Genomic DNA, 23,153 nt, shown 5'->3' with positions numbered 1-23,153 from the left:
GCGGTGCACAGACGGTTGCACGGGCGCGGAGCGCTGTTCGACGTCGATCCGGCCGGTCTCGCGCCCCGGCTCGTGGGCCTGCGCCCCCACCAGCACCGGAGCCATCCGTTCGAGCACCCGGGCGAACTGCCCTTCGTGGTGCTCACCGGGGCCCGGGGGCTGGGCAAGAGCGCGGTGCTCGACGAGTTACGGGACGCCTACCGGGGCCATACGCCGGTCGCCCTGGTCGACTGCGCGGAGGGGCAGTTCGCGGGGCCGCCCGCCGACCGGCCCGCCGAGTCGTGGTCACCGGTGGCGCAGGCGCTGCTGGTGATCGCCGAACAGCTCGCGGAGCCGGTGACGGGAGCGGGCCGGATCACCTTCCCGCGGCTGATGTCGGGCCTGGTGGCGGTGGCCGCGAGCGGCTGGGGCGACGCCGACTCGGAGCGGATCCGGCGGGAGGTCGAGCGGATCCTGCTGCTGAACGAGAGCGGCTCGTGGATCAGCGGTCTCGCCGGGCGCTGGGCGGGGAAGGTGGCGGCGAAGGTGGTGGCGGCGGCCACCGGCACCGGGCCGCTGCTGTCGGGCGCGATCGAGGCGACCCTGGAGTCGGTCGCCGAGGGCTTCACCAGCAGACGGCACCAGAAGGCGTCGGTCTGGTACCGGACCTACCCGAACGCGGGCGGGCACGCCCAGCGCGGACTGATCCTGCTGGCGGGCCACTTCCGGGCGGGCGGCACCTCACGGGAGCACGCCGAGCGGTACCTGGTGCGGGCGCTGCTGGCCGACCTGACCGAGGCGTACGCGGGAGTGCTGCCGCGCATGCAGCGGCTCGGCCGGCCGCTGGTCCTGATCGACGACGCGCAGACCGCACCGGGCCCCGGGCTCGTGGAGGCCGTGCTGCGCGACCGCGCCGAAGGCATCGAGGACCACGTGGTGTTCGTCGCCGCGCGGCGCGGCGAGGGCCACGACGAGCTGCGCAGCGCCGTCCGCCGGGAGCTGCCCGAGGTGGCCAGGCGCAGCGGCTGGGCGCCGGAGGCGGCACCGTCCTCGCGGGCGCTGCTGCTGGCGCTGCCGCCGCTGAGCCCGGACGACACCCTGCACATCGTCGGCGCGGTCTGCGACGGCACACCGGTGCCGCCCCAGCTCCCGCCCGCCACGCACCGGCTGACCGGCGGCAATCCGCTGGGCATCGCGCTGCTCGCGGAGTCCGCCGCCCAGCGCCTGCCCGGGGCGTCCTCGCTGGGCGAGCTGCTCACGGCGGACGTGCGGACCGCCGAGGACCGGCCGGCCGCACCCGCCTACCGGGAGCTGCTGGACCGGCTGGTGCCCGCCGAGCACCTGGACGAGCTGACCGTGCTGGCCGCCGCCCACGACCACGACTCGGCCTGCGCGCTGGCCACGGCCCTGCTCCCGGACACCTTCGGTCCCGCGGACGTACGGGCGCTGCGGACGCGGCTGGCCGAGGAGGGACTGGCGACCGTGCCGGGCCAGTTCGTCGGCGACCCCTTCGTCCGCACCCTGCTGCTGCTGAGGCTGCACCTGCGGGACGCCGACCACGCGTCGTGGCGCACGGCGCACGAGACGCTGATCGCGCACTACCCGGACCCCGGGCAGGCGCGTTACCGGCTGCACCACGAACTCGCCCTGGGCAACGCGGAGTCCGCGGTCGCGCAGCTGCGCGACACGTTCCACACGCTGGACACCCGCGCCTGGCTGGACACCCTGCGCTTCGTCGCGTCCGCGCCCTACTTCCACGCGCACGACGCCGAGGGCCGCGACTTCACCGGCCACGGCGACCGGCGGGCCGCGGTCGCGCTCGGCCGCTCGGACGCCGGGCAGGAGCCGCCCGAGGGCGTCGACGCGGTCCTGCACCTGCGGGTGCGGCGGCTGCTGCACGCGGTGTGGCAGCTCGGCGATCCGCTGGTGCTGCCCGACCCGAAGGTGTGCGACCGGCTCCGCTTCGAGCTGGAGCAGCTCTCCAACCTGCGGCCCGCGGGCAACGCGCTGCTGTGGCGGGCGTCCCGGGACTGGCCGGCGGCGGCGCTCGCGGGCCGCCCGATGCACGGCCCCGGCGGCACCGGTGACGGTGACGACGGCGACGGCCCGGACGACCGCAGCGGGGAGGCGTGATGGCGCGCAGGGGCGTGGGCACATGGGTGCGCGAGAGCGTGTGGGAGATCCCGCTGCGCCGCGCCCTGGCCCTGCTGGTCGCGGTGGCCCTGGTGGCCGGGGTGGTGTTCGCGGTCCGCGCGCTCGCGCACGTGGACCGTACGTGCGCGCCGGGGGTGGAGCGGCCGGAGGGCAGCGAGGAGTGCGTGGGCGTGGCGACGGGCGGCTACGACTTCGGGCACGCCCAGCTGCGGCCCGCGGTCCGGGCCATCGCCCGGGAGAACAGCCGGCTCAAGCCCGGGAGTTACGTCACGGTGGCGCTGATGCTGCCGTACAGCTCCGCCTCGCGGACCAGTCTGAACGACATCCAGCACCAGCTGCAGGGCGCGTATCTGGCCCAGTACCGGGCCAACCACGACTCCAACGGTGAAGGGCCCGCGATCCGTCTGGTGCTGGCCAACCCGGGGGCGACCGGGGACCAGTGGCGGCGGACGGTGGAGCAGCTGACGCGCATGACGAGGAGCGCGGACCGGCTGCGGGCGGTCGCGGGGATCGGGCAGAGCACCGACAACAACAAGAAGGCGGTCCGGGAGCTGACCCGGCGCGGGATCCCGGTGGTCGGCTCCTCCATCACCGCCGACGACCTGGCCAACGGGCAGCACGGCGCCGACCCGTTCCCGGGGCTGGCCCGGGTGTCGCCGACCAACACCGACGAGGCGCGGGCGCTGGCGTCCTTCGCCAAGGTGAGCGCGGGCAAGGCGCTGCTGGTCTACGACAAGCCCGGTGATCCGTACACGCGAACGCTGCAGGAGTCGTTCGCGGCGCTGATCAAGGGCTCGCCGTACGAGCCGCAGCCGTTCACGCCGCCCGCCGACCGCAGTCAGGAGGGCACGACCGCGAACACCTTCCGGCAGATCACGCACCTGGTGTGCGACACCTCCCGGGAGACCGACACGATCCTGTTCGCGGGCCGGCACACCCAGCTCAGGCAGTTCATCAACGCACTGGGCGGGCGCGGCTGCCAGGACCGGAAGTTCACGGTGCTGACCGGCGACGAGGCCTCGTACCTGACCCATGAGCGGGATCTGGACCGCGGCGCCCTGGGCCGCCGGCTCGCCGTGCGCTACACCTCGCTCGCGCACCCGGACGCCTGGACCACGGACCCGGCGCGGACGGGAGGCTCCGCGGCCGACTTCGGGGTGCTGCGCGTGCTGCTGGCGCAGGCCGGACGGGAACCGGTCGGGCCGATCGGCCCGGCCGCGCTGGACGACGGCCAGCTGATCACCGGGTACGACGCCCTCCAGCTCGCGGTGCACGGCATCCGGGAGGCGGTGCCGGACGGCCGGGACGTCCCGGCCCTCGCGGACGTCGGACTGCAGTGGCCGCAGGTCAAGGGCTCGCTGCGGGTGAGTGGGGCGAGCGGCTGGATCTGCCTGGACGCGCACGGGAACCCGTACGACAAGGCCGTGCCGGTCGTGGAGCTGACCCCGCGGGGCGGTTCGCGGTTCGTGCGGATCGCCTGGCCGGAGGGGAAGCCGCCGGCGAAGGAGTGCCTGCCGCCGTCCTAGACAGGCTCAGGTGAGCTGTCCGGGCAACGGCTCGGTCGGCTCACCCGGCCCACCCGGCTCGGGCGGCTCGTGTCGCGGGCCGTCCTGGGAACCCGAGAACTTATCGATCAGTCGTTCGAATCTGGTGCGCCAGCCGGACTCGGACTCCCCCTCGCCCTGGAACTCGTGGGTGAAGCGCAGCACGCCCGCCCCCTCGCCGTCCCGTTCCAGGTGGAACCGGATCCGGCCGCCGCCCTCCACCGTGTACTCGGCGACGCGGTCCACGTCCCAGGCGGTGACCCGCCCGGTGCCCAGGTCGCGCAGGGTGACCAGACCGTCGAGACGGGGCTCCAGGACGTCGACGGCGGTGCACCATCCCCCGAGCCCCCCGGGGGTGGCCACCGCCGCCCAGATGTCTTCCGCGCGCACCGGGATCCGCACCACGAAGTGGAGTATGTGCGTGTTCCCGTGCGTCTGGCTGATGCCCTGTTCGATGGAACCGCTCATGACACCAGTGTCGCCGACCGGCCGATCAGACGCCCGCGTAGGAGTGCTTGCCGGTCACGAAGATGTTGACACCGTAGTAGTTGAACAGCCAGCAGCCGAAGGCGATCATCGCCAGGTAGGCGGCCTTGCGGCCCTTCCAGCCGGCCGTGGCCCGCGCGTGCAGGTAGCAGGCGTAGGCGACCCAGGTGATGAAGGACCAGGTCTCCTTCGGGTCCCAGTTCCAGTAGCGGCCCCAGGCGTCGCCCGCCCAGATCGCGCCCGCGATGATCGTGAACGTCCACAGCGGGAAGACGGCCGCGTTGACGCGGTAGGCGAACTTGTCCAGGGAGGCGGAGGCGGGCAGCCGCTCCAGCACGGAGCTGGCGAACGCGCCCGGCTTGCCGCCGGTCTGCAGCTTGTTCTCGTACGAGTCCTTGAACAGATACAGGATCGTGGCGACCGCGCCGACGTAGAACACCGCGCCGCAGAAGATCGCGGTGGAGACGTGGATGTACAGCCAGTACGAGTGCAGGGCGGGGACCAGCTGGTCGCTGGCGGTGTACAGCACGGTGACCGCGAGACCGAGGTCGAGCAGGACCGTGGTGATCAGGAACAGCCCGAGCCAGCGCACGTTCTTCCGCAGCGCCAGCAGTCCGAGGTACACGCCGACGGCGACCGTGGAGAAGGTGATGTTGAACTCGTACATGTTGCCCCACGGCGCCCGCTGCACGGAGGCCGCGCGGGCGACGACGCCGCACAGCTCCACCACGAACGCGAGCGCGGTGAGGGAGACGGCGATCCGCCCGTAGAGGTCGCCCTGCTCGTCCCCGCCGTGCGCGCCGGGGCCGTCCGGCACGTCCCGGGCGCCGGCCGCGGAGCGCACGACGACCTGGGGCCGCTCCAGCACGGCGGTACCGCCGGCCTTCCGCGCGGTGACGGCCGGGGCACCGGTCTGCCGGGGGTCCGCCGTCAGCGCGGCGGCCGTACGGGCGACCTTGCTGCGGCTGCCGAAGAGCCATTCGGCGATGTACGCGAAGAAGGCCAGGGTGTAGACGGCCATCGACGAGTAGATCAGCGTGTTGCTGATGCTCGCCAGGTGTTCGTTGGTCGCGGCGGCGAGAGTCACTTCTCAGCCCCTTCGGCAGGTACGACGGTGGATTCGTTGACGTCGTCGGGTTCGGGTGCCCCCGGCGCCTGGTCGTAGAGGATTCCGGCGAGGTCGCCCAGTTCCTCGGGCACCTTGGCCGACTCGCTGCGGCCGAGGCCGCCCATCTCCACGACGGTGACGCCGTCGGCGCCGCGCACCGCGCGCACCCAGACGCGACGGCGCTGGATGAACAGGGACGCGGCCAGACCGAAGATCGCCGCGAGGGCGCCGCCCAGCGCCCAGCCGCTGCCCGGCTCCTGGACGATCTCGAAGCCGGCCCACTCCTTGACGTCCTTGTCGAACGTGAGGGATCCGGCGCCGTCCGGGAGCTGGAGGCTGTCGCCCGGCTTCAGCAGCTTCTTCAGCAGCTGGCCCTTGGCGTCCTTGAACGCCTTCATGTGCTGGGTGTCGAGCTGGTACACGTTCTGCGACTGGCCCGCGTCGACACCGAGGTCGCCGTGGTACGCGTTCACCGCGAGCAGCGGGTTCACCAGCGACGGGAACTGGGAGAGCATCGTGCCGCTCTTGGGGTCGAAGGTCGGCACGAAGAAGGCCTGGAACCCGAGCTGGTCCTTCTGGCCCCTGGCGTCGCGGTAGCCGTCCATCACCTTGATCACGCCGTTGGACGTGACGTTGCCGTCGAGCGGCAGCAGCGGCACGGCGTCGTGGTAGACGACCTTGCCCTTGCCGTCGCGGACGGTGATGACGGGCGCGTAGCCGTGGCTCACCAGGTAGACCTTCGAGTCGCCGATCTCCAGCGGCTTGTTGACCTTGACGGTGGCCGGCTTCGCCTTGCCGTACGCGCCCTCGCTGTACTTGATCCTCGCCTCGAAGGTGCGCGGGGTGCCCCGGCTGGGCCCGCTCACCTCGTAGGTGGCCCGGAAGTCCTTCAGGTCGAAGCTGAACGGCACCAGGTCGTCGTTGCGGAACAGGCTGCCGGACTTGAAGTCGTCGTACATCGGCAGCGCGTTGGAGAAGCCGTCGCCCTCCACCATCAGCTTGGTGCCGTCCGACTTGTAGAGCTGGCCGGAGGCGAAGGCGACCAGCAGCACGATCAGCGCGATGTGGAAGACCAGGTTGCCCAGTTCCCGCACGTAGCCCTTCTCGGCGGCGACCGCGTCACCGGCGACGTGGGCCCGGAACCGGCGCCTGCGCAGCAGCGCGAGCGCGGCCTCGCGCACCTGCTCCGGCTCGGCGGTGGTGCGCCAGGTGGTGTAGGCGGGCAGCCGGGTCAGCCGCTTGGGGGCGCCTGGCGGGCGGCCGCGGAGCTGGCCGACGAACTGCCAGGTGCGCGGGACGATGCAGCCGATCAGCGAGACGAACAGCAGGATGTAGATCGCGGAGAACCACACCGAGCTGTAGACGTGGAACAGGCCGAGCTTGTCGTAGACCGGCGCGAGCGTGCTGTGCGCCTTGCGGAACTCGTCGACCTTGTTCAGGTCGGCGCCGGTCTGCGGGATGAGCGAGCCCGGGATCGCGCCGAGGGAGAGCAGCAGGAGCAGCAGCAGCGCGACCCGCATGGAGGTCAGCTGCCGCCAGAACCAGCGGACCCAGCCGATCACGCCGAAGCCCGGCGCGACGGCGGTCTCCTCCCGCGGGGCGGTGGAGAGCTGGGAGCCGGCCGCCCCCAGGTCCTCGTCCCGGCCCTCGGCCCCGCCGGGGGAGGCGCCCGTTTCGGTCTTGCTCATCGAGTCAGATCCCCACATTGAAGCCGTTGGACCAGGTCTGCATCTCCTGCACCAGGCTGTCCCAGGCCCCGGTCAGCAGCAGCACACCGGTCACGATCATCATCGTGCCGCCGATGCGCATCACCCACACATAGTGGCGCTTGACCCACCCGAAGGCGCCGAGGGCCTTGCGGAAGGCCACGGCCGCCAGCACGAACGGCACGCCGAGACCGACACAGTAGGCGACCATCAGCAGGGAGCCGCGCCCGGCGCTCGACTCCTTCATCGCGAGGAAGTTGACCGCCCCGAGGGTCGGGCCGATGCAGGGCGTCCAGCCGATGCCGAACAGGGCGCCGAGCACGGGCGCGCCCAGCAGGCCGGTCGCCGGCCGCCGGTGGAAGCGGAACTCGCGCTGGGTGAGCCAGGGCATGAGCCCCATGAAGAAGGCACCCATGACGATCATGAGCACGCCGAGCGCCATGGACAGCGTGTCCTTGTACTCCTGGAGGGTCGAGCCGAAGAAGCCGAACAGGGCCCCTCCGGAGATGAACACCGCCGAGAAGCCGAGCACGAACAGGGCGGCCCCGGTGACCATGCGCCCCCGCCTGCTCTCCCCCAGATCGGTGCCGGCGACCCCGGTGACGTAGGACAGGTAGCCGGGGACCAGGGGCAGCACGCAGGGCGAGAAGAACGAGACCAGGCCACCGAGCAGGGCGATCGGCAGCGCGATCGGCAGCGCGCCGCTCTTCACGGTCTGGTTCTCCGCCGCCAGCGTCAGGAGTGCGCTCACGTCACTTCTCCGCGAGGACCGGCTTGAGCATCTTCAGCAGCGCCGCGTCGTCGAGCGCCTCCAGCGCCCGCGCGGCGACCTTCCCGTGCTTGTCGAGGATGAGCGTGGAGGGGATGAGCTGGGGGTTGAGCGTGCCCTTCCGGAAGCGGAGCATGAGCTTGCCCGTCGGGTCGTACAGGCTCGGGTAGCCGATCCCGTGCTCCTTCTCGAAGGCGATCGCGGGGGTGGTGCTGGTGTCCCGGGTGTTGATGCCGACGAACTGCACGCCCTTGCCCTCGTACGCCTTGGAGACCTTGGCGAAGTACTGGGCCTCTTCGCGGCAGGGCCCGCACCACGAGCCCCAGACGTTGATGACGACGACCTTGCCCTTGTAGTCGGCGACGTCCAGGGTCTTGCCGTCGATGGTCCTGCCGGACAGGTCCGGGGCCGCGGCCCGCTTGCCCTGCGGGGCGGTGTCGACGCCGTTGTTGCCGGTCACGAAGTTGGTGTTGCCACCGCCGCCGGAGGTGCCGCCGCTGCCGCACGCGGACAGGGACAGGGCCGCTGCGGCGGCCATGGCGCTGAGCAGGACGGCGCGGCTACGGGTACTCATGTGAAAAGTTTCGCATGCCTGTTCCGGGGATCTCGCGCACCCCCCTGCCGGGCGGAAAACCGCATATCAGGCGGTTTTTACACCGGACATTTCACGCATTTCTCACGCGGCGTCGGAGGCGGCGGACTTGGCGTCCCGCAGGAAGGCGCGCCAGCCCCCGGCCGGCCGCTGCCCGACCTCCAGGGTGCGCAGCCGGGCGAGCACCTCGGGCTTCTGGGCGTCCATCCAGTCCACGAACTGCCGGAAGGAGACCAGGCGCACGTCCGCGCCCTTCTCCTTCTCGCGCGCGATGTGCTTGAAGGCCTCCTCGACGGAGTCCATGTAGATGCCGCCGTTCCACTGCTCGAAGTGGTTGCCGATGAAGAACGGTGCCCGGTTTGTCTCGTATGCCCGCTGGAATCCCTGGATGTACGCCTGCGCGGACTGCTTGCGCCAGCCCGGGTAGTTGTAGGCGGGCGCCTTGGTCGAGTTGACCGACTGGTTGGCGAGCATGTTGTAGTCCATGGACAGGACCTCGAAGCTGCGTCCGGGGAAAGGTATCTGCTGCAACGGCAGGTCCCAGATCCCCATCCGCTTCACCGGCCACGTCTGACGGCCGCCCGGCGACGAGGCGTCGTAGCGCCAGCCCAGCTCCCGGGCGGCCGGCAGCAGGTTGTCCTGGCCGAGCAGGCAGGGCGTGCGGCCGCCCACCAGCTCCTTGTCGTAGTCGAACGGCAGTGAGGGCAGCTCGGTCCAGCCGGTGTTCGTGCGCCACTCCTTCACGAACGCCTTGGCCTGGTCTATCTCGCTGCGCCACTGCTTGGGCGTCCAGCGGCCGACCGTGCCGTAGCCGGAGCAGAAGTGGCCGTTGAAGTGGGTGCCTATCTCGTGCCCCTCGAGCCAGGCGCGGCGGACGTTGGCGAGCGTCGCCTTGACGTGCTCGTCGGTGAGGTAGCCGATGTCGGAGGCGCCGCGGGGGTTGTTCGGCGGCTCGTACAGGCGCTTCTTCGACTCGGGCAGCAGGTAGAGACCCGACAGGAAGAAGGTCATGCTCGCGCCGTGCTCCTTGGCGAGGTCCAGGAAGCGCGGGAAGAGCCCGTTGCCGACCTCGCCGGCCCCGTCCCAGGAGAAGATCACGAACTGCGGCGGGGTCTGCCCCGGCTCCAGCGGCTCGGGCCGGGCGGGCTGGTGCGGCTGCCGGCCGGTGAACGAGGTGGAGCCGTCGCCGATCGGCCGGGCGGCGGGACGCGTGGCGCCGCCGCCGTCGTGGCCGGGCCGGCCCTTCGGGGAACCGCCCGGACGCTTGCCGCCGTCCGAGGCCTTGAGACTCCCGCAGCCGGCGAGGCCGGCGGCGGCCGCCGCACCCGTCCCGAGGCCGAGTGCTCCCCGACGGGAGAAATGCCGGGAGTTGGTGCGCATGAAGGTCCCCGATTCGTCGCGCCTGCTGGTCGTCACTCATTCAGAGGCCACGACGAACGGGGAGGTTCCTTCGATTCTTATGTTTTTCGTAACGGACCTGACAAAAGTGTCCTAAGCGGAGCTGACGGACCGTCGACAGCGGCCGTCAGGCTCCGAAGGCCTTGCCCTGGCCCTGCACCGGCCTGGCCCCGGCTCGCAGATGGGGCGGGACCAGGTCGATGGCGGGCTCGCTGTAGCCCACGGAGACGATGCGGTCCCCGAGGTACGTGAAGGACGTCAGCGAGGCGAGCGTGCACTGCCGCTTGCGCGGGTCGTGCCACAGCCGCCGCTTCTCGACGTACGAGCGCACGATCCAGATCGGCAGCTGATGGCTGACCAGCACCGCCTCGTGCCCGCGCGCCTGGTCCTTGGCCGCGTGCAGCGCGCCCATCATCCGGACGACCTGGTCGACGTACGGCTCGCCCCAGGACGGCCGGAACGGGTTGACGAGGTGCTTCCAGTTGTCGGGCTTGCGCAGGGCGCCGTCCCCGACTCCGAAGGTCTTGCCCTGGAAGACGTTGTCGGCCTCGATGAGCCGCGCGTCGGTGGCGAGGTCAAGGCCGTGCGCCTTGGCGATCGGAGTGGCGGTCTCCTGCGCGCGCTCCAGCGGCGAGGCGGCCACGTACGCCACGTCCCGCGCGGACAGGTGCTCGGCGACCCGGTCGGCCATCTGCCGGCCCAGTGGGGAGAGGTGGTAGCCGGGCAGCCGCCCGTACAGGATCCCGTCCGGGTTGGCGACCTCACCGTGCCGCATGAGGTGGACGACGGTGACGTCCTTGCTACCGGGGGTGTCGAGGTTGCTCATGCTGCGGTGGCCTCCGCGGCCGCTCGGGCCGCCGCCGGGAGGGCGTCGGCGATCTTCTGGATGGCCCGCTCGTCGTGGGCCGTGGACACGAACCAGGACTCGAAGGACGACGGCGGCAGGTAGACGCCGTTCGCCAGCAGCGAGTGGAAGAAGGCGGTGAAGCGGAACGACTCCTGGCGCTTGGCGGCCTCGTAGTCGCGCACCTGCCGGTCGGTGAAGAACACCGAGAACATGTTGGAGGCGGTCTGCAGCCGGTGCGCCACGCCCTCCTTGCTCAGCGCCTCGGTGACCAGCGACCGGATCTGCTCGGAGACGGCGTCCACCTTCTCGTAGGCCGCGTCGTCCAGCAGCCGGAGCTGGGCGAGCCCGGCGGCGGTGGCGACCGGGTTCCCGGAGAGGGTGCCGGCCTGGTAGACGGGCCCGGCCGGTGCGAGGTGGGCCATCACGTCGGCCCGCCCGCCGAAGGCGGCCGCGGGGAAGCCGCCGCCCATGACCTTGCCGAAGGTCATCAGGTCGGGCTTGACCCCGTCGACGCCGTACCAGCCGGCGCGGCTGGTACGGAACCCGGTCATGACCTCGTCGGAGATGAACAGGGCGCCGTTCTTGGCGCAGGCGTCCTTCAGTCCCTGGTTGAAGCCGGGGCCGGGCGGGACCACGCCCATGTTGCCCGGCGAGGCCTCGGTGATGACACAGGCGATCTCGCCCGGGTGCCGGTGGAAGGCCTCCTGCACCGCTTCGAGGTCGTTGTACGGCAGCACGATCGTGTCGCCCGCCTGGGCGCCGGTGACGCCGGGCGTGTCGGGCAGCGCGAAGGTAGCGACGCCGCTGCCCGCCGCCGCGAGCAGCGAGTCCACGTGACCGTGGTAGCAGCCGGCGAACTTGATCACCTTAGACCGGCGGGTGAAGCCGCGGGCGAGCCGGATGGCCGACATGGTCGCCTCGGTGCCGCTGCTGACCAGCCGCACCTGCTCCACGGGCGCCACCCGGGCGACGATCTCCTCGGCGAGCGCGACCTCGCCCTCACCGGGGGTGCCGAAGGACGTGCCGCGGGCGACGGCCTCCTGGACGGCGGCGATGACCTCGGGGTGGGAGTGCCCGAGGATCATCGGACCCCAGGAGCAGACCAGGTCGACGTACTCCCGGCCGTCGGCGTCGGTCAGGTACGGACCCTTGCCCGAGACCATGAACCGGGGCGTGCCGCCGACCGCGCGGAAGGCGCGCACCGGCGAGTTCACGCCGCCCGGCGTGACGGCGGACGCACGGTCGAAGAGCGCCTGCGAGACGGGCGCGTCGTAGGGATAGGGCAGATCGCTCATGGCACTCATGACGTGCGACTTCTCCGACTTCTCGGACTCCGGTTGCGTGGTGACCTCCTCAGGGTAGGCCGCGGCTCGCCCGGCCTGCCGCCGACCTCAAGATCACGGCCGCGCCATCTGCGAGACTGAGGACTGATACACACAGCTCATGCGGTACGTAGTGATGAGGGACCGGGAGGAACCCGCGGACCGGATGTTTCGCCTTACGTTTCGGCGGGCGGCCGTGGGGGAGGTCACTGACACGATGATCGGGTTGCGCGGCGGGGGCCACGCGTCCTAGAAAAGCAGTCGGGTGGAGATATGCATCGCGGTGGCGGACTGGGCGAGGGGACTGACGACCTGGGTCCTCGACGTGCCCGGCGGGGAAGGCACCGGCGCGAGGCGGAGGAATCGACCGAGGCACGGCAGACTGACGCTCGTCAGGCACAGGGTGTACCGAGTGAGCCCGGACGGTACGACCGGCAGGTCGACCGGCAGAGCAGGAATGGTGGTCGGGTGGGGGTGACGTACAAATACTTCGGCGCGCCGGACGGCGCGACCGCGGCCCGCGTCCCCATTTCGATGCGTCCCGAAGAACTCGGCGGTGACGAGCTGGGCATGAACGGCATGTTCACCAAGATCAAGCCGGAGACGATGGCCGCGATGGTGCTGACCGGCATCCAGGGCGTGCCGCTGCACAAGGTGCCGCCGCTGGAGCTGGTCGTCCTGCACCCGGACTACGCGGTCGTCAAGCTGCCCACGACGGTCGTCGACCCGCTCCGCGGCATCGGCGAGGAGGCGGTCGGCGCGGCGGCCTTCATCTGGTCGACGGTGCCCGACCGGGGCGGCCCGCGCGACGCCTTCAACGTGTACCAGCTCCTGCACGAGTGGCAGGACTTCAGCCACCGCCTGCACGAGGCGGGGCATCAGCCGTACTGCCTGGTGTGGCCCTGAGCCGGGGCCCCCGGGCGTTCGACCGCTTCGCCCGCGCCGGGGCCGGCCGCACCAGCGAGGGCTCCGGACCGGGGCTCGCCTTCGTGCAGGCGGTGGCCACCGCCCACGGGGGCACCGCGCACGCCGAGGACACGGGGCGCGGAGCGGCGGTCGTCCCCGATCTGCCCTGCTGAACGGTGAACTCCCGGGCCGCCGTCACCGTATCCGTCACAGAGGACACTTCGTGACACATGCGGACGATCCCGGCCGCTCGCGAAGGGCTCCCTCCCCGGGGCCGCCTTCCCGGAGGCCCGGCGGAGACCGGGAGGAGATGAGCCGGATGACGATCCCGGCACACACGACCCGCACCGCGCTGCGGGCGACCGCGGTCGGCTTCGGCGCGGCCCTCGCGCTGACCGCCTGCGCGAACGGGGGCGGAGGGTACGCGCACGGCTCGGCGGGCACGGGGACGAGCGCGGGCACCGCGCGGACGGGCTCCGCGGTCAAGGTGACGGTCACCGAGACGGAGTTCGCGCTGAAGCTCTCCCGCTCGTCGTTCGCACCGGGCACCTACACCTTCGTCGCCGACGACGCGGGCCACATCACGCACGCCCTCTCCGTCGACGGCCCCGGGGTGCGCGACGCCCGGACCCCGGATCTCCAGAAGGGCCAGAAGGCGGCGCTGACGGTGACCCTCAAGAAGGGCACGTACGACCTGTACTGCCCGGTCGACGGCCACCGGCAGCTCGGCATGGAGCAGCACATCCACGTCCGCTGAGACACCCGCGGGCGGGGCGCCGGGTGCCCCGCGCTCGCCCGTCCGGGGCACCCGGCGCCCCGCCCGCGTGTGTCCGCCACCGGGGAGGCCCGAGTGTGCGCACCGTGGGACACCGTGGACCTACTGACCCGGGACGACGGTGAGGGACGATGATCGTGACGGTGGTGTCGATGCCCGGAGGGACCACCGAACGAACAGATCTGGCGGGGGCCCGCGACCGCCTCGCCGCGTCCGACTTCGTGCTCCTCGACGTCCGGCTGCCGGTCGCGACGGACCGGCCGGACGTGCCGGACGCCCGGGACGGGCGGGGCGACCCGGGCGGGGCGGACGTGGCGGACGCCGACGGACGCAGGGTCGTCGAGGCGCTCGGGCTCGCCTCCGAGAGCCCGGCCTGGTTCGGCATGACGGGAGAACCGGTGCGGGCCGACTTCCTCGGCGACCGGGCCGGCTTCGTCGTGCCCGTCGTCGACGCCGGCCGCGTCGTCCACGTCCACGCCATGGCGACGGAACGGCACCTGATCACCGTCCACCGGGGGGCGGTGGGACCGCTGGAGGGCCTTGTCACCCGGCTGGGGCAGGAGCGCCCCGCCGACGCCGTCGCCGTGCTGTTCCTGCTGCTCCAGGAGGCGCTGGACACCTTCCGCCGGGCCGCGGTCGCCGACCTGCTGGCCGTGGAGGACCTGGAGGACGAGATGTTCGAGCGCCGGCGCCCCGAGCAGGTCTACCGCCTGGCCCGGATGCGGCGGCGGGCCGCGCTGCTGCACCACTACCTGCTGCCGTACCTCCAGGCCACGGACGAGATCGTGATGCGCAGGATGCTCAGCCGCGACTTCCCTGAGGAACGCCGGCGGCTCGCGCAGGAGTTCCAGCACACCGGACGGCTGGTGCTCACCGACATCCAGTCGTTGCAGGACGCCACCCGCAGGGCCTTCGCCAGCTACTCCTCCCTGGTGTCGGGCGAGCAGAACGGCGTGATCAACCGGCTGGCCATCGTGTCGACGATCTTCCTGCCGCTGACGTTCCTGACCGGGTACTTCGGCATGAACTTCACGTACCTGACGGACGAGATGGAGAGCAGGGCCGTCTTCTGGCTGTTCGCCGTCGCCCTGCAGCTGCTCGTCCTGGTCGGCGCCCTCTACGTGCTGCACCGCACGCACATCTGGCGGCGGCTGCGGGACGACGAGGGCACGCTGGACCCGTGAGGCCCGTGCCCGCCGGTCACTCGGGGGCGAAGCTGAAGCTGTGCCACAGACCGGTGGACCTGACCACCACGTCCGACGCCTGCATGTCCAGGTAGATGCTCGTCTGCCCCTTGGGCACGGTGCAGTCGGGGGTGGTGTACAGGAGGATGCTGCTCAGCGTGAAGTTGTCGACGTGGGTCACGCCCTGGTCGAACCGGTGGCAGCCCTTGATCGGCGGGTTGGTGAGGGACTGCACCGGTGTGGCGCCGTTGCGCGCCGTGATCGTGCCGGACGCCTGGTCCTGGCAGCCGGTCAGCGCGATTCCGAACAACGCGACACCGGTGAGCGCGGCCAGCGGCCGTGAAACGCGCATCGGTCCTCCTGTGCCGTTCCGGAGAGCTGGCGGGGACGGGGTCCCGTCCTCCCCACTATCCGCCAGAGCGGGCGTGCCCGCCCGGCGGGGACGCCCGGCGCCGCGGGCGGAGCCGGGCGATAGTGGAGGGGTACGCGTGTTCCACCGTCCCCCGGGGAGGCGCCTTGGCCGACGTGGTCGGCGGTTCGCGAGTGGTGGTCGTGATGGGCGTCTCGGCGTCCGGGAAGTCCACGGTCGGAGGACGGCTCGCGCAGCGGCTGGGCGTGCCGTTCCTGGAGGGCGACGACCTCCATTCCGCGGCGAACCGCGCCAAGATGGCGTCCGGGCATCCGCTCGACGACGCCGACCGGCGGCCCTGGCTCGCGGCGCTCACGGAGTGGATCCGGGCCGCCGCGGCGAGCGGGCGCGGCGGGGTGGCCGCCTGCTCCGCGCTCAAGCGCGCCTACCGGGACCAGTTCCGCAGCACGGGAGCGGACGTCTGGTTCCTGTACCTGGCGCTCGATCCCGCGCTGGCCGCGGAGCGCATCGCCCGGCGCACGGGGCACTTCATGCCGCCGGAACTGCTCGGCTCGCAGTACGCCACCCTCGATCCGCTGCACGCCGACGAACCGGGCGCCACCGTCGACGCGTCCGGCGCCCCGGAGCGGGTGATGGCGGACGCGCTGCACGCCGTGTGCGGCCCTGACCGGTAGCCGCGCCCGGCCGGACCGGGAGTCCCGGCGGTCCCGGGCAGCGGCTCGGACGGAGGTCTCGGAGGGAGGTCTCGGATGGATCTGGTCCACTTCCGGATGGTGCTGCCGTCCGCCCTCACCGAGCCGGCCGTCGACCTGCTCTCCTCGCACGATCGCGTGCTGAACCTGGTGGTCCTGCGGGCGTCCCGGGTCGGCGGCGGTGACACGGTCGAGTGCGACGTGGTCAAGGGCGCCGCCAACGGGTTGCTGGACCGGCTGCGCGAGCTGGGTGTCGACCGTACGGGGTCGATCGCCCTGGACGACGTGGACATGATGCTCTCCGGGCACGCCGAGCGGATCGCGGCCCACCAGCCGAGCGCGCTGCTGGAGGCGCCGCTGTGGGCCGCGGTCGAGGCCCGCATCCGGGCCGGAGGGACCTACCCGCCGTCCTTCTACCTGTTCCTGGTCGTCGCCGGGCTCATCGGCTCGGTCGGCATCATGACGAACTCGCAGATCCTGATCGTGGCGGCCATGGTGGTCGGCCCGGAGTACAACGCGATCACCAGCGTCGCCCTCGGCCTCGACCGCCGTAACCGCCGCCGTGTCCGGGACGGGACCGGTGCCCTGACGGCCGGTTTCCTGCTGGCCATCGTCGTGACGCTGGCCTTCTCGCTGGTGGTGCGGGCCGCCGGCTGGCAGTCCGAGGCCTTCGACCTAGGGCTGCGGCCCGTCTCGCATCTCATCGACACCCCGGACTTCTTCTCCGTGGTCGTCGCCGTCCTCGCCGGCGTCGTCGGGATCGTCTCGCTCACCGAGGCCCGCGTCAGCGCGCTCCTGGGCGTGTTCATCTCGGTGACCACGATCCCCGCCGCCTCGGACATGGCCGTCTCGCTCGCCTTCGCCGACTGGCGGCAGGCCGGGGGCTCACTGCTGCAGTTGCTGCTGAACGTGGTCGTCCTCGTGATCACCGGGGTGGTCACCCTGCGTCTGCAGCGGTGGCTGTGGCGCCGCGCGGCCCGACGGGCCGCCGCCCGGCGCCGGGCCTGAGGCGCAGGCGGCCGCGCCCGCGTCCGACGAGCCGGTCGGGTGCCCCCGGCTTACGCTGATCGGGTGGGGGTGCAGGGCAGAGGCCGTACGCCTACGAAGGGGGCACCCCCGTGGACGACTACCCGCTGATCGAGAACCACGGTCTGATCGGTGACCTGCAGACCTCGGCGCTGGTGACCACCGACGGCGTGATCGACTGGTTCTGCTCCCCGCGGTTCGACTCGCCGAGTGTCTTCGGGGCCCTGCTGGACAAGGACCACGGCGGGCACTGCACGGTCCGCCCCGCGCACGAGACCTACGCGACCAAGCAGATGTACCTGCCGGACACGGCGGTCCTGGTCACCCGGTTCATGACCGAGGCGGGCGCCGGCGAGGTGCTCGACTTCATGCCGGTGACCGGGACGACGGTCACCGAGCGCCACCGGCTGGTGCGCATGGTCCGCTGTGTACGCGGCAGCATGTCGTTCGAGGTGGAGATCGCCCCGCGGTTCGACTACGGGCGCGCGGAGCACCAGTTGCGCATCACCGAGCACGGAGCGGTCTTCGTCGCCGCGGACGGCACGGAACTCACCGTGCACCCCATCCGGGAGCCGGAGGACCCGCGGCTCGTGGACGTCCTCCTGGACCGGGACGCCGACCTGCACCTGTCGCTGGCGCTCAAGGCCGGTGAACAGCGCGGCCTGATCCTGGAGATGGGCGCCGGGGGGCCGCCCGCGGAGGTCCGCCTCGACGAGCACCAGCGGTTGTTCGAGGCGACCGTGGGGTTCTGGCGCTCCTGGCTCGCCCAGTCGCGCTACACCGGGCGCTGGCGGGAGATGGTGGAGCGTTCGGCGATCACGCTCAAGCTCATGACCTTCGCCCCCAGCGGCGCCATGGTGGCCGCCCCCACGGCGGCCCTCCCCGAGCAACTGGGCGGCGAGCGCAACTGGGACTACCGCTTCACCTGGATCCGTGACGCCTCCTTCTCCGTGTACGCGCTGCTGGGACTGGGCTTCACCGAGGAGGCCAGGGCGTTCATCCTCTGGCTGAGCGACCGGGTGCGGGAACGGGTCGGCAGCGAGGGCGAGACGGGCCCGCTGAACATCATGTACAAGGTCGACGGCTCCTCCGACCTCGAGGAACTGATCCTCGACCACTGGGAGGGGTACGCGGGCTCCGCGCCGGTGCGGATCGGCAACGGTGCCGCGACCCAGCTCCAGCTGGACATCTACGGCGAGGCGCTGGACAGCATCTACTTCGCGCACCGGCACGGTTTCCAGGTCGGGCACGGGGGCTGGTCCTCGCTGCGCACGGACCTGGACTGGCTCGCGGACCACTGGGACCAGGCGGAGGAGGGCATCTGGGAGACGCGCGGCGGCCGCCAGGACTTCACGTACGGCCGGGTGATGTCGTGGGTGGCGTTCGACCGTGCCGTGCGGCTCGCCGACGAGAAGGGGTGGCCGGCCGCGTCCGGCCGCTGGCGCGCCGAGCGGGACGCCGTCTACGAGCAGGCGATGGCCAAGGGGTGGAGCGAGAACCGGCGGGCCTTCGTCCAGCACTACGGCAGTGACGTCCTGGACTCCTCGCTGCTGCGGATGGCGACCGTCGGGTTCCTCACGCCCGACGACCCGATGTGGGCGTCGACCCTCGACGCCATGGAGGCCGAACTGGTCAGCGACAGCCTGGTCTACCGGTACAACCCCACGGCCTCGCCCGACGGCCTGCGCGGCTCGGAGGGCACGTTCTCGCTGTGCACCTTCATGTACGTCGACGCCCTGGCCCGGGCCGGGCGGACCAACCGGGCACGGCTGGTGTTCGAGAAGATGATGGGGTACGCCAACCACCTGGGCCTCTACTCGGAGGAGATCGACCCGACCGGCCGTCAACTGGGCAACTTCCCGCAGGCGTTCACCCATCTCGCGCTGATCGACGCGGCCATCACCCTGAACGACGCACTCGAGCGGCGCTAGGGGCTTCCGTTCGGATCGCCTTGGACGGGCGGGGGCCGGACCGGGCGTGGTTCAGCCGTGGGCCGGGGTTCGGCCGTCCGCGGGCGCGGGCCCGAGGAGCACGAGGGTGTCGCCCGGTGCCGCGGGGCCCGGCGGGGCTTCGCCGACGGGTTCGAGACGGCCGTCGCTCCCCACGACGAACAGGACGTCGTGGCCCGGTGGGCGGGGCTCCGACGCGGGCCGCGTGTGGAAGCGGGCGCCTCGCTCGTGGCGGGCCGCCAGGGCGGGGCGGACCAGGCCGGGACCGAAGAGGGTGCCGCCGGCGGTGTAGGGGGCGACGACGCCCCGGCCGCCGGGTGACGGGGCGATCCGGTGGACCGGGCCCTCGACGCTGTCCGCCATGACGATCGCGGCGAGCGCGTTGAAGTCGTCGTCGTCCGTGAGCAGATAGACCGCGGTCACCCCCTCCAGCCGTGCCCGCGGGTCGGTGGCCACGGCCATCAGCTCCCCGGCGGCCAGCTCGATCCCGGCCGCCTCGATCCGCCTCCGCTCCTCGGCTCCCCCCGCCCACATCAGGACGTCGAGTCCGGCGGCGCGCAGGGCCCGGGCCAGGTCGACGACCCAGGGCTCGCCGCCCACCAGGAGCGGACGGGCCCGCGCCGGGCGCACGACGCCCAGGCCGCGGGCGACCGGCCGTGCGGTCAGCGCGTAGATCACGACCGTGTCCACGATGACCAGGAACGTGATGGGGAGGATCTTGTCGGCGCCGCGCAGCCCGGCGGCGACGAGCGAGGCGGAGAACGTCGTCGCGGTGGAGGCGGCGACGATGCCGCGCGGGGCCATCCAGCCGACGAAGGCCCGCTCGCGGGGCGTGAGTTCCGGCCCGGTGGTGGACAGCAGGGCCACCAGGGGCCGGACCGCCAGGACCAGCACGGCGACGAGCGCGAGCGTCGGCAGCAGCACCGGGACGAGGGACTTCGGCGTCACCGTCGCCGAGATGGAGACGAACAGCAGGCCGATGATCAGCTGGACGAGCGTCTCGAAGAACGGCCGGCGGGCGGGCATGTCGAGCCCGGGAAGGTTCGCCACGGTCAGCCCGGCGACGATCGCGGCGATGAGCCCGGTGTCGTCGAACAGCACGTCGCAGCCGGCGGCCACCCCGACGACGGTGGCCAGTTGGGCGAGCGTGCCGAGCGTCTCGCCGAGGCGCATCCGGTGCAGCAGGACCCACAGCAGCGCGGCGCCCACCGCACCGCCGGCGAGCCCGACCGCGAGGCCGGCGAGGAACGTCAGGATGCGGAAGTTCCCGCTGCCGCCGCCGGAGACGAGGCCGTGGAAGACGACGGCGCCGAGGATGCCGCCGACGGGGTCGATCAGGGAGCCCTCCCACACCAGCACCCGCCGCAACCGGGCCGGCGGCCTGACGTGCTCCAGCAGCGGCCCCACCACGGTGGGTCCGGACACCACGAGGATCACGCCGATCATCCCGGCCACGCCGGTCGGCACCCCGTACAGGACAGGCCCGAGGCCGAGCAGGGCCCCCCAGGTGAGCAGCACGCCGAACACCATGAGCCGTACGACGACCCCCCGGGTGGTGCCCCGCAGGTGACGCAGGTCCAGGCCGAGCCCGGCGTCGTAGAGGATGATCGCCACCGAGACCGAGACCAGCGGGGAGAAGGCGGGTCCCAGCAGCGCGTCGGGGTTCACGACGTCGGTCAGGGCCCCGGCGGCGAATCCGGCGGGCAGCAGCAGGATCAGCGAGGGGATCCGCAGCCGGCTCGCGAGGATCTGGCACCCGACGGCGAGGGCGAGGGTCAGGGCGGTGCCGAGCAGGATGTCGTTCCGGGTCACCGGGCCCTCACCCCGCGGGGCGCGCCCCGGGGCCGTGCGTCCGCGGGGCGGCCGGCCGCCCGGTCAGGCCTCGTCGCCGGCCGACGTGCGCCGCAGCTCGGCATCGGTGAGACCTTCCAGCTCGCCTCGCGTGTCCAACCAGTACAGAACGGCGACCGCGGGGACGACGAGCACGAGCGCGACGATGATGACGAGCCCCAGCCAGCGCAGTGTGGTGGACGCGCCCGCCCCGGCGGTGATGGTCAGGGAGGTCGGGATGAGGTAGGGGCGCTGGGCCGTGCCCCAGGCGATGACGGCCGACGCGACGACGCCGACCGCGGCGACCCGGGACCACGCGCCGGAGGAGCGGGTCAGCAGCCACGCGGTCGCGGCGGTGGCGACCACGGCCACGACGACGAAGACGAGTCCCGCGCCGTGCGTGAGCCCGTGCCACACGTGCGGCGCGTCGCCGTGGGTGACGAACAGGGTGATGACGGCGAGCACGGCGACGCAGCCGAGGGCGGCCAGGGCCCGGTGGCGGAAGTACCGGTCGAGGTCGGGCGCGTCGAAGCGCCGGGCGTCCGCGGCGAGGAAGACGGCGCCGAGGGTCGCCGAGGACGCGATGGCGAGCAGTCCGAACAGCAGGGAGGTCGGGTTGGCCCAGGCGTCGGTCGACGCCGTCGTCGTGGCCGACACCCGGCCCGAGGCCACTCCCCCGACCGCTGCGCCGAAGAAGAACGGCGTCAGTAGCGAGGCGACGGCGAAGACCGCCCCGTACAGGCGCCGGCCGACCAGCCGCCGGACGGGCCTGCGCAGGGCGAAGCCGGCGCCGCGCAGCACGATGCCCAGGGCGGCGAGGGTCAGCGGCAGCCACATGGTGGTGAACACCTGCTGGAAGAAGACCGGGAAGCCGGTCCACATGACGATCAGCACGAAGATCAGCCAGACGTTGTTGACCTCCCAGACGGGTTCCATCGCGTGGTCGATCAGCTGCCGCGGGCGCTGGCCGCGCTCGGCTCCGCCCGCGGTCAGGTCCCAGAAGCCGGCTCCGTAGTCGGTGCCGCCGCCGCAGGCGTAGGCGGCGATCACGAGCAGCAGGACGACGGCGATGACTCCGGCGATCACAGTCGGCTCCCGGTGGCGCGCGGCCCGTAGGGCGTGTCCGTCTCCGGTGTCTCGTGCGGCGGCCGCCCCCCGCCCTGCTCGTCGGCGAGCCGCCAGCGCGAGCGCATCTTGAGCAGCACCGCGAGGAACGACCCGAAGACGAAGACGTACACGAGGACGACCACGCCGAAGGTGATCCACAGGCTGGTGGAGCGGGTCGCCGTCACCGCCTCCGCGACCCGCATGTTCTGGTAGACGATCCAGGGCTGGCGGCCCACTTCGGTGGTGATCCAGCCGCATTCGACGGCGACGACGGAGGCGACGCCCGCGCACGCCGCGGCGCGGTAGAACCACGGTGAGGCGGGCAGCCGGCGGCGCCACAGCCACAGGACGCCGTACCAGAGCGCGAGCAGCACCAGCGCGGAGCCGATGAAGACCATGGTGTCGAAGGTGAAGTGGGCGATGGTGGCCTGGGTGGCCGTCGGCCGGTCGCTCGCCGGGACCGAGGTGAGCCCGGTGACCTTGGTGTCCGGGCGGAAGCCCGCCAGGATCGAGTCGAGCTGGGGGATCTTGATACCGCCGGAGACGGTCCCGTCGGGATGCAGCCGCCCGTACAGGTACTCCGGGACATGGGTGTCGGTGTTCCAGACGATCTCCATGGCGGCGAACTTCACCGGCTGCTTGTGGAACACCTGCCGGGCGATGGAGTCGCCCAGCATGAACTGGATCGGGGTGCAGACGGCGGCGAGGGTGAACGGGATCGTGAAGCCGAGCCGGTGGTACCGGTCCCGGCGGCCGCGCAGCCACCCGGTGGCGTAGACGCCGGCCACGACGTAGCCGGCGGTCACGAACATCGCCATGACGAAGTGCCAGTACTCCGGGCCGAACATGGGGGTGAAGATCGCCTTGCGGACGTCCACGTTCACCGGGTTGCCGGCGGCGTCCAGGGTGAAGCCGCGCGGTGTGTTCATCCACGAGTTGGCCGCCAGGATGCCGAAGGCGCCGAGCAGGGCGACGAACGGCAGCGGCAGCCCGAGCAGGAAGTGGGTGCGGGAGGGCAGCCGCCGCCAGCCGTACAGGTAGACGGCGATGAGCACGGCCTCCAGGAAGAAGGCCCACGCCTCGACCCCGAACCCGAGCCCGAAGACGTCGCCCCAGCGGCCCATCATGCCCGGCCACAGCAGCCCGAACTCGAAGGACAGCACGGTGCCGGTGACGACCCCGATGGCGAACTGGACGGCCATCACCGCCGACCACCGCCGGGCCAGCAACAGCGCCTCCGCGTCCCCGCGGCGCAGCGCGTATCCGTGCGTGATCAGAGTGATCAGCGGCAGGGCCACGCCCAGCGGCACGATGATGATGTGGGAGGCCAGCGTGAACGCCATCATGGATCTGGCCGGGAGCATCTGCGGCGGCACGTCCGCCGCAGCCAGGATCAGGGTGTGCATACG

Annotated in this window: 21 protein-coding genes; 9 read left to right on the top strand and 12 right to left on the bottom strand. The window is 72.1% G+C overall.

What is annotated here, in order from left to right:
• The first annotated feature begins 3 nt into the window (after positions 1–3).
• Both PV343_RS15275 and PV343_RS15270 read left to right on the top strand, forming a co-directional pair.
• Positions 4–2,112, top strand: a complete 2,109-nt coding sequence (locus PV343_RS15275) for a hypothetical protein (RefSeq protein ID WP_319147453.1) — start codon at positions 4–6, stop codon at positions 2,110–2,112.
• Complete coding sequence (locus PV343_RS15270) at positions 2,112–3,659, top strand: ABC transporter substrate-binding protein (RefSeq protein WP_319147452.1); 1,548 nt, start codon at positions 2,112–2,114, stop codon at positions 3,657–3,659. The genes PV343_RS15275 and PV343_RS15270 overlap by 1 nt, the downstream gene beginning before the upstream one ends.
• A gap of 6 nt (positions 3,660–3,665) precedes the next feature.
• Here the strand turns inward: PV343_RS15270 and PV343_RS15265 are convergent, their stop codons facing one another.
• The 8 genes from PV343_RS15265 to hemL form a co-directional block, all read right to left on the bottom strand.
• The gene (locus PV343_RS15265; RefSeq protein ID WP_319147451.1) at positions 3,666–4,145 is read right to left on the bottom strand and encodes an SRPBCC family protein; all 480 of its coding nucleotides are present in this window, start codon (positions 4,143–4,145) and stop codon (positions 3,666–3,668) included.
• A 25-nt stretch (positions 4,146–4,170) separates the two neighbouring features.
• Complete coding sequence (ccsB, locus tag PV343_RS15260; protein WP_319147450.1) at positions 4,171–5,250, bottom strand: c-type cytochrome biogenesis protein CcsB; 1,080 nt, start codon at positions 5,248–5,250, stop codon at positions 4,171–4,173.
• A complete protein-coding gene (locus PV343_RS15255; RefSeq protein ID WP_319147449.1) occupies positions 5,247–6,959 on the bottom strand; it encodes a cytochrome c biogenesis protein ResB in 1,713 nt (570 codons plus the stop codon). The genes ccsB and PV343_RS15255 overlap by 4 nt, the downstream gene beginning before the upstream one ends.
• A 4-nt stretch (positions 6,960–6,963) precedes the next feature.
• The gene (locus tag PV343_RS15250) at positions 6,964–7,728 is read right to left on the bottom strand and encodes a cytochrome c biogenesis CcdA family protein (RefSeq protein ID WP_319147448.1); all 765 of its coding nucleotides are present in this window, start codon (positions 7,726–7,728) and stop codon (positions 6,964–6,966) included.
• 1 nt (position 7,729) lies between these two features.
• Entirely contained in the window at positions 7,730–8,320 is a 591-nt protein-coding gene (locus PV343_RS15245) for a TlpA disulfide reductase family protein (RefSeq protein ID WP_319147447.1), read from the bottom strand.
• Positions 8,321–8,422: 102 nt separating this feature from the next.
• Positions 8,423–9,718, bottom strand: coding sequence for a hypothetical protein (locus tag PV343_RS15240; RefSeq protein WP_319147446.1), 1,296 nt, complete (start codon positions 9,716–9,718; stop codon positions 8,423–8,425).
• Positions 9,719–9,863: 145 nt separating this feature from the next.
• A complete protein-coding gene (locus tag PV343_RS15235; protein ID WP_319147445.1) occupies positions 9,864–10,562 on the bottom strand; it encodes a histidine phosphatase family protein in 699 nt (232 codons plus the stop codon).
• Positions 10,559–11,878 carry a glutamate-1-semialdehyde 2,1-aminomutase gene (gene hemL, locus PV343_RS15230; protein ID WP_319147546.1) on the bottom strand — a complete coding sequence of 440 codons (1,320 nt, stop codon included), beginning with the start codon at positions 11,876–11,878 and terminating at the stop codon, positions 10,559–10,561. The genes PV343_RS15235 and hemL overlap by 4 nt, the downstream gene beginning before the upstream one ends.
• 300 nt (positions 11,879–12,178) lie before the next feature.
• On the opposite strand from hemL, the gene PV343_RS15225 reads away from it, so the two are divergent.
• The 4 genes from PV343_RS15225 (at position 12,179) to PV343_RS15210 (ending at position 14,770) form a co-directional block, all read left to right on the top strand.
• Positions 12,179–12,811 carry a hypothetical protein gene (locus PV343_RS15225; protein WP_193384482.1) on the top strand — a complete coding sequence of 211 codons (633 nt, stop codon included), beginning with the start codon at positions 12,179–12,181 and terminating at the stop codon, positions 12,809–12,811.
• The gene (locus PV343_RS15220) at positions 12,802–12,984 is read left to right on the top strand and encodes a hypothetical protein (RefSeq protein WP_319147444.1); all 183 of its coding nucleotides are present in this window, start codon (positions 12,802–12,804) and stop codon (positions 12,982–12,984) included. Before PV343_RS15225 ends, PV343_RS15220 begins: the two co-directional genes overlap by 10 nt.
• 146 nt (positions 12,985–13,130) lie before the next feature.
• Positions 13,131–13,568 (top strand): copper-binding protein, encoded by a 438-nt coding sequence (locus PV343_RS15215; protein ID WP_319147443.1) that lies wholly within the window; start codon positions 13,131–13,133, stop codon positions 13,566–13,568.
• A gap of 170 nt (positions 13,569–13,738) precedes the next feature.
• Complete coding sequence (locus tag PV343_RS15210; RefSeq protein WP_319147442.1) at positions 13,739–14,770, top strand: CorA family divalent cation transporter; 1,032 nt, start codon at positions 13,739–13,741, stop codon at positions 14,768–14,770.
• Between the two features lie 16 nt (positions 14,771–14,786).
• Here PV343_RS15210 and PV343_RS15205 read toward each other — a convergent pair whose 3' ends face one another.
• Positions 14,787–15,122 (bottom strand): hypothetical protein, encoded by a 336-nt coding sequence (locus PV343_RS15205; RefSeq protein ID WP_319147441.1) that lies wholly within the window; start codon positions 15,120–15,122, stop codon positions 14,787–14,789.
• 173 nt (positions 15,123–15,295) lie between these two features.
• Here PV343_RS15205 and PV343_RS15200 point away from each other — a divergent pair, with 173 nt between their 5' ends.
• The 3 genes from PV343_RS15200 (at position 15,296) to PV343_RS15190 (ending at position 18,789) form a co-directional block, all read left to right on the top strand.
• Positions 15,296–15,814: a gluconokinase gene (locus tag PV343_RS15200; protein ID WP_319147545.1), complete on the top strand. Its 519-nt coding sequence runs from the start codon at positions 15,296–15,298 to the stop codon at positions 15,812–15,814.
• Between the two features lie 75 nt (positions 15,815–15,889).
• Positions 15,890–16,840, top strand: coding sequence for a DUF389 domain-containing protein (locus tag PV343_RS15195; protein ID WP_319147440.1), 951 nt, complete (start codon positions 15,890–15,892; stop codon positions 16,838–16,840).
• A 110-nt stretch (positions 16,841–16,950) separates the two neighbouring features.
• Positions 16,951–18,789, top strand: coding sequence for a glycoside hydrolase family 15 protein (locus tag PV343_RS15190; RefSeq protein WP_319147439.1), 1,839 nt, complete (start codon positions 16,951–16,953; stop codon positions 18,787–18,789).
• Positions 18,790–18,840: 51 nt separating this feature from the next.
• On the opposite strand, the gene PV343_RS15185 is transcribed toward PV343_RS15190, so the two are convergent.
• The 3 genes from PV343_RS15185 to PV343_RS15175 all read right to left on the bottom strand — a co-directional run bounded on the left by PV343_RS15185 (position 18,841) and on the right by PV343_RS15175 (position 23,150).
• Positions 18,841–20,619, bottom strand: coding sequence for a cation:proton antiporter (locus PV343_RS15185; RefSeq protein WP_319147438.1), 1,779 nt, complete (start codon positions 20,617–20,619; stop codon positions 18,841–18,843).
• Between the two features lie 63 nt (positions 20,620–20,682).
• Positions 20,683–21,723, bottom strand: coding sequence for a cytochrome d ubiquinol oxidase subunit II (locus PV343_RS15180; RefSeq protein WP_319147437.1), 1,041 nt, complete (start codon positions 21,721–21,723; stop codon positions 20,683–20,685).
• Positions 21,720–23,150, bottom strand: coding sequence for a cytochrome ubiquinol oxidase subunit I (locus PV343_RS15175; RefSeq protein ID WP_319147436.1), 1,431 nt, complete (start codon positions 23,148–23,150; stop codon positions 21,720–21,722). Before PV343_RS15175 ends, PV343_RS15180 begins: the two co-directional genes overlap by 4 nt.
• Positions 23,151–23,153 lie beyond the last annotated feature (3 nt).

Source organism: Streptomyces sp. WI03-4A, assembly GCF_033792105.1.
GTDB classification, from domain to species: Bacteria; Actinomycetota; Actinomycetes; order Streptomycetales; family Streptomycetaceae; genus Streptomyces; species Streptomyces collinus_A.
The sequence above is the reverse complement of the archived record's forward strand: the minus strand, read 5'-3'. Positions and strand labels throughout refer to the sequence as shown.

Bases quoted from the DNA above. Each gene is read 5' to 3' on its own strand.
- PV343_RS15270 (WP_319147452.1), top strand. From the start codon at position 2,112: ATGGCGCGCAGGGGCGTGGGCACATGGGTGCGCGAGAGCGTGTGGGAG.
- PV343_RS15265 (WP_319147451.1), bottom strand. From the start codon at position 4,145: ATGAGCGGTTCCATCGAACAGGGCATCAGCCAGACGCACGGGAACACG.
- PV343_RS15255 (WP_319147449.1), bottom strand. From the start codon at position 6,959: ATGAGCAAGACCGAAACGGGCGCCTCCCCCGGCGGGGCCGAGGGCCGG.
- PV343_RS15245 (WP_319147447.1), bottom strand. From the start codon at position 8,320: ATGAGTACCCGTAGCCGCGCCGTCCTGCTCAGCGCCATGGCCGCCGCA.
- PV343_RS15240 (WP_319147446.1), bottom strand. From the start codon at position 9,718: ATGCGCACCAACTCCCGGCATTTCTCCCGTCGGGGAGCACTCGGCCTC.
- PV343_RS15235 (WP_319147445.1), bottom strand. From the start codon at position 10,562: ATGAGCAACCTCGACACCCCCGGTAGCAAGGACGTCACCGTCGTCCAC.
- hemL (WP_319147546.1), bottom strand. From the start codon at position 11,878: ATGAGCGATCTGCCCTATCCCTACGACGCGCCCGTCTCGCAGGCGCTC.
- PV343_RS15225 (WP_193384482.1), top strand. From the start codon at position 12,179: ATGCATCGCGGTGGCGGACTGGGCGAGGGGACTGACGACCTGGGTCCT.
- PV343_RS15215 (WP_319147443.1), top strand. From the start codon at position 13,131: ATGACGATCCCGGCACACACGACCCGCACCGCGCTGCGGGCGACCGCG.
- PV343_RS15210 (WP_319147442.1), top strand. From the start codon at position 13,739: ATGCCCGGAGGGACCACCGAACGAACAGATCTGGCGGGGGCCCGCGAC.
- PV343_RS15205 (WP_319147441.1), bottom strand. From the start codon at position 15,122: ATGCGCGTTTCACGGCCGCTGGCCGCGCTCACCGGTGTCGCGTTGTTC.
- PV343_RS15195 (WP_319147440.1), top strand. From the start codon at position 15,890: ATGGATCTGGTCCACTTCCGGATGGTGCTGCCGTCCGCCCTCACCGAG.
- PV343_RS15175 (WP_319147436.1), bottom strand. From the start codon at position 23,150: ATGCACACCCTGATCCTGGCTGCGGCGGACGTGCCGCCGCAGATGCTC.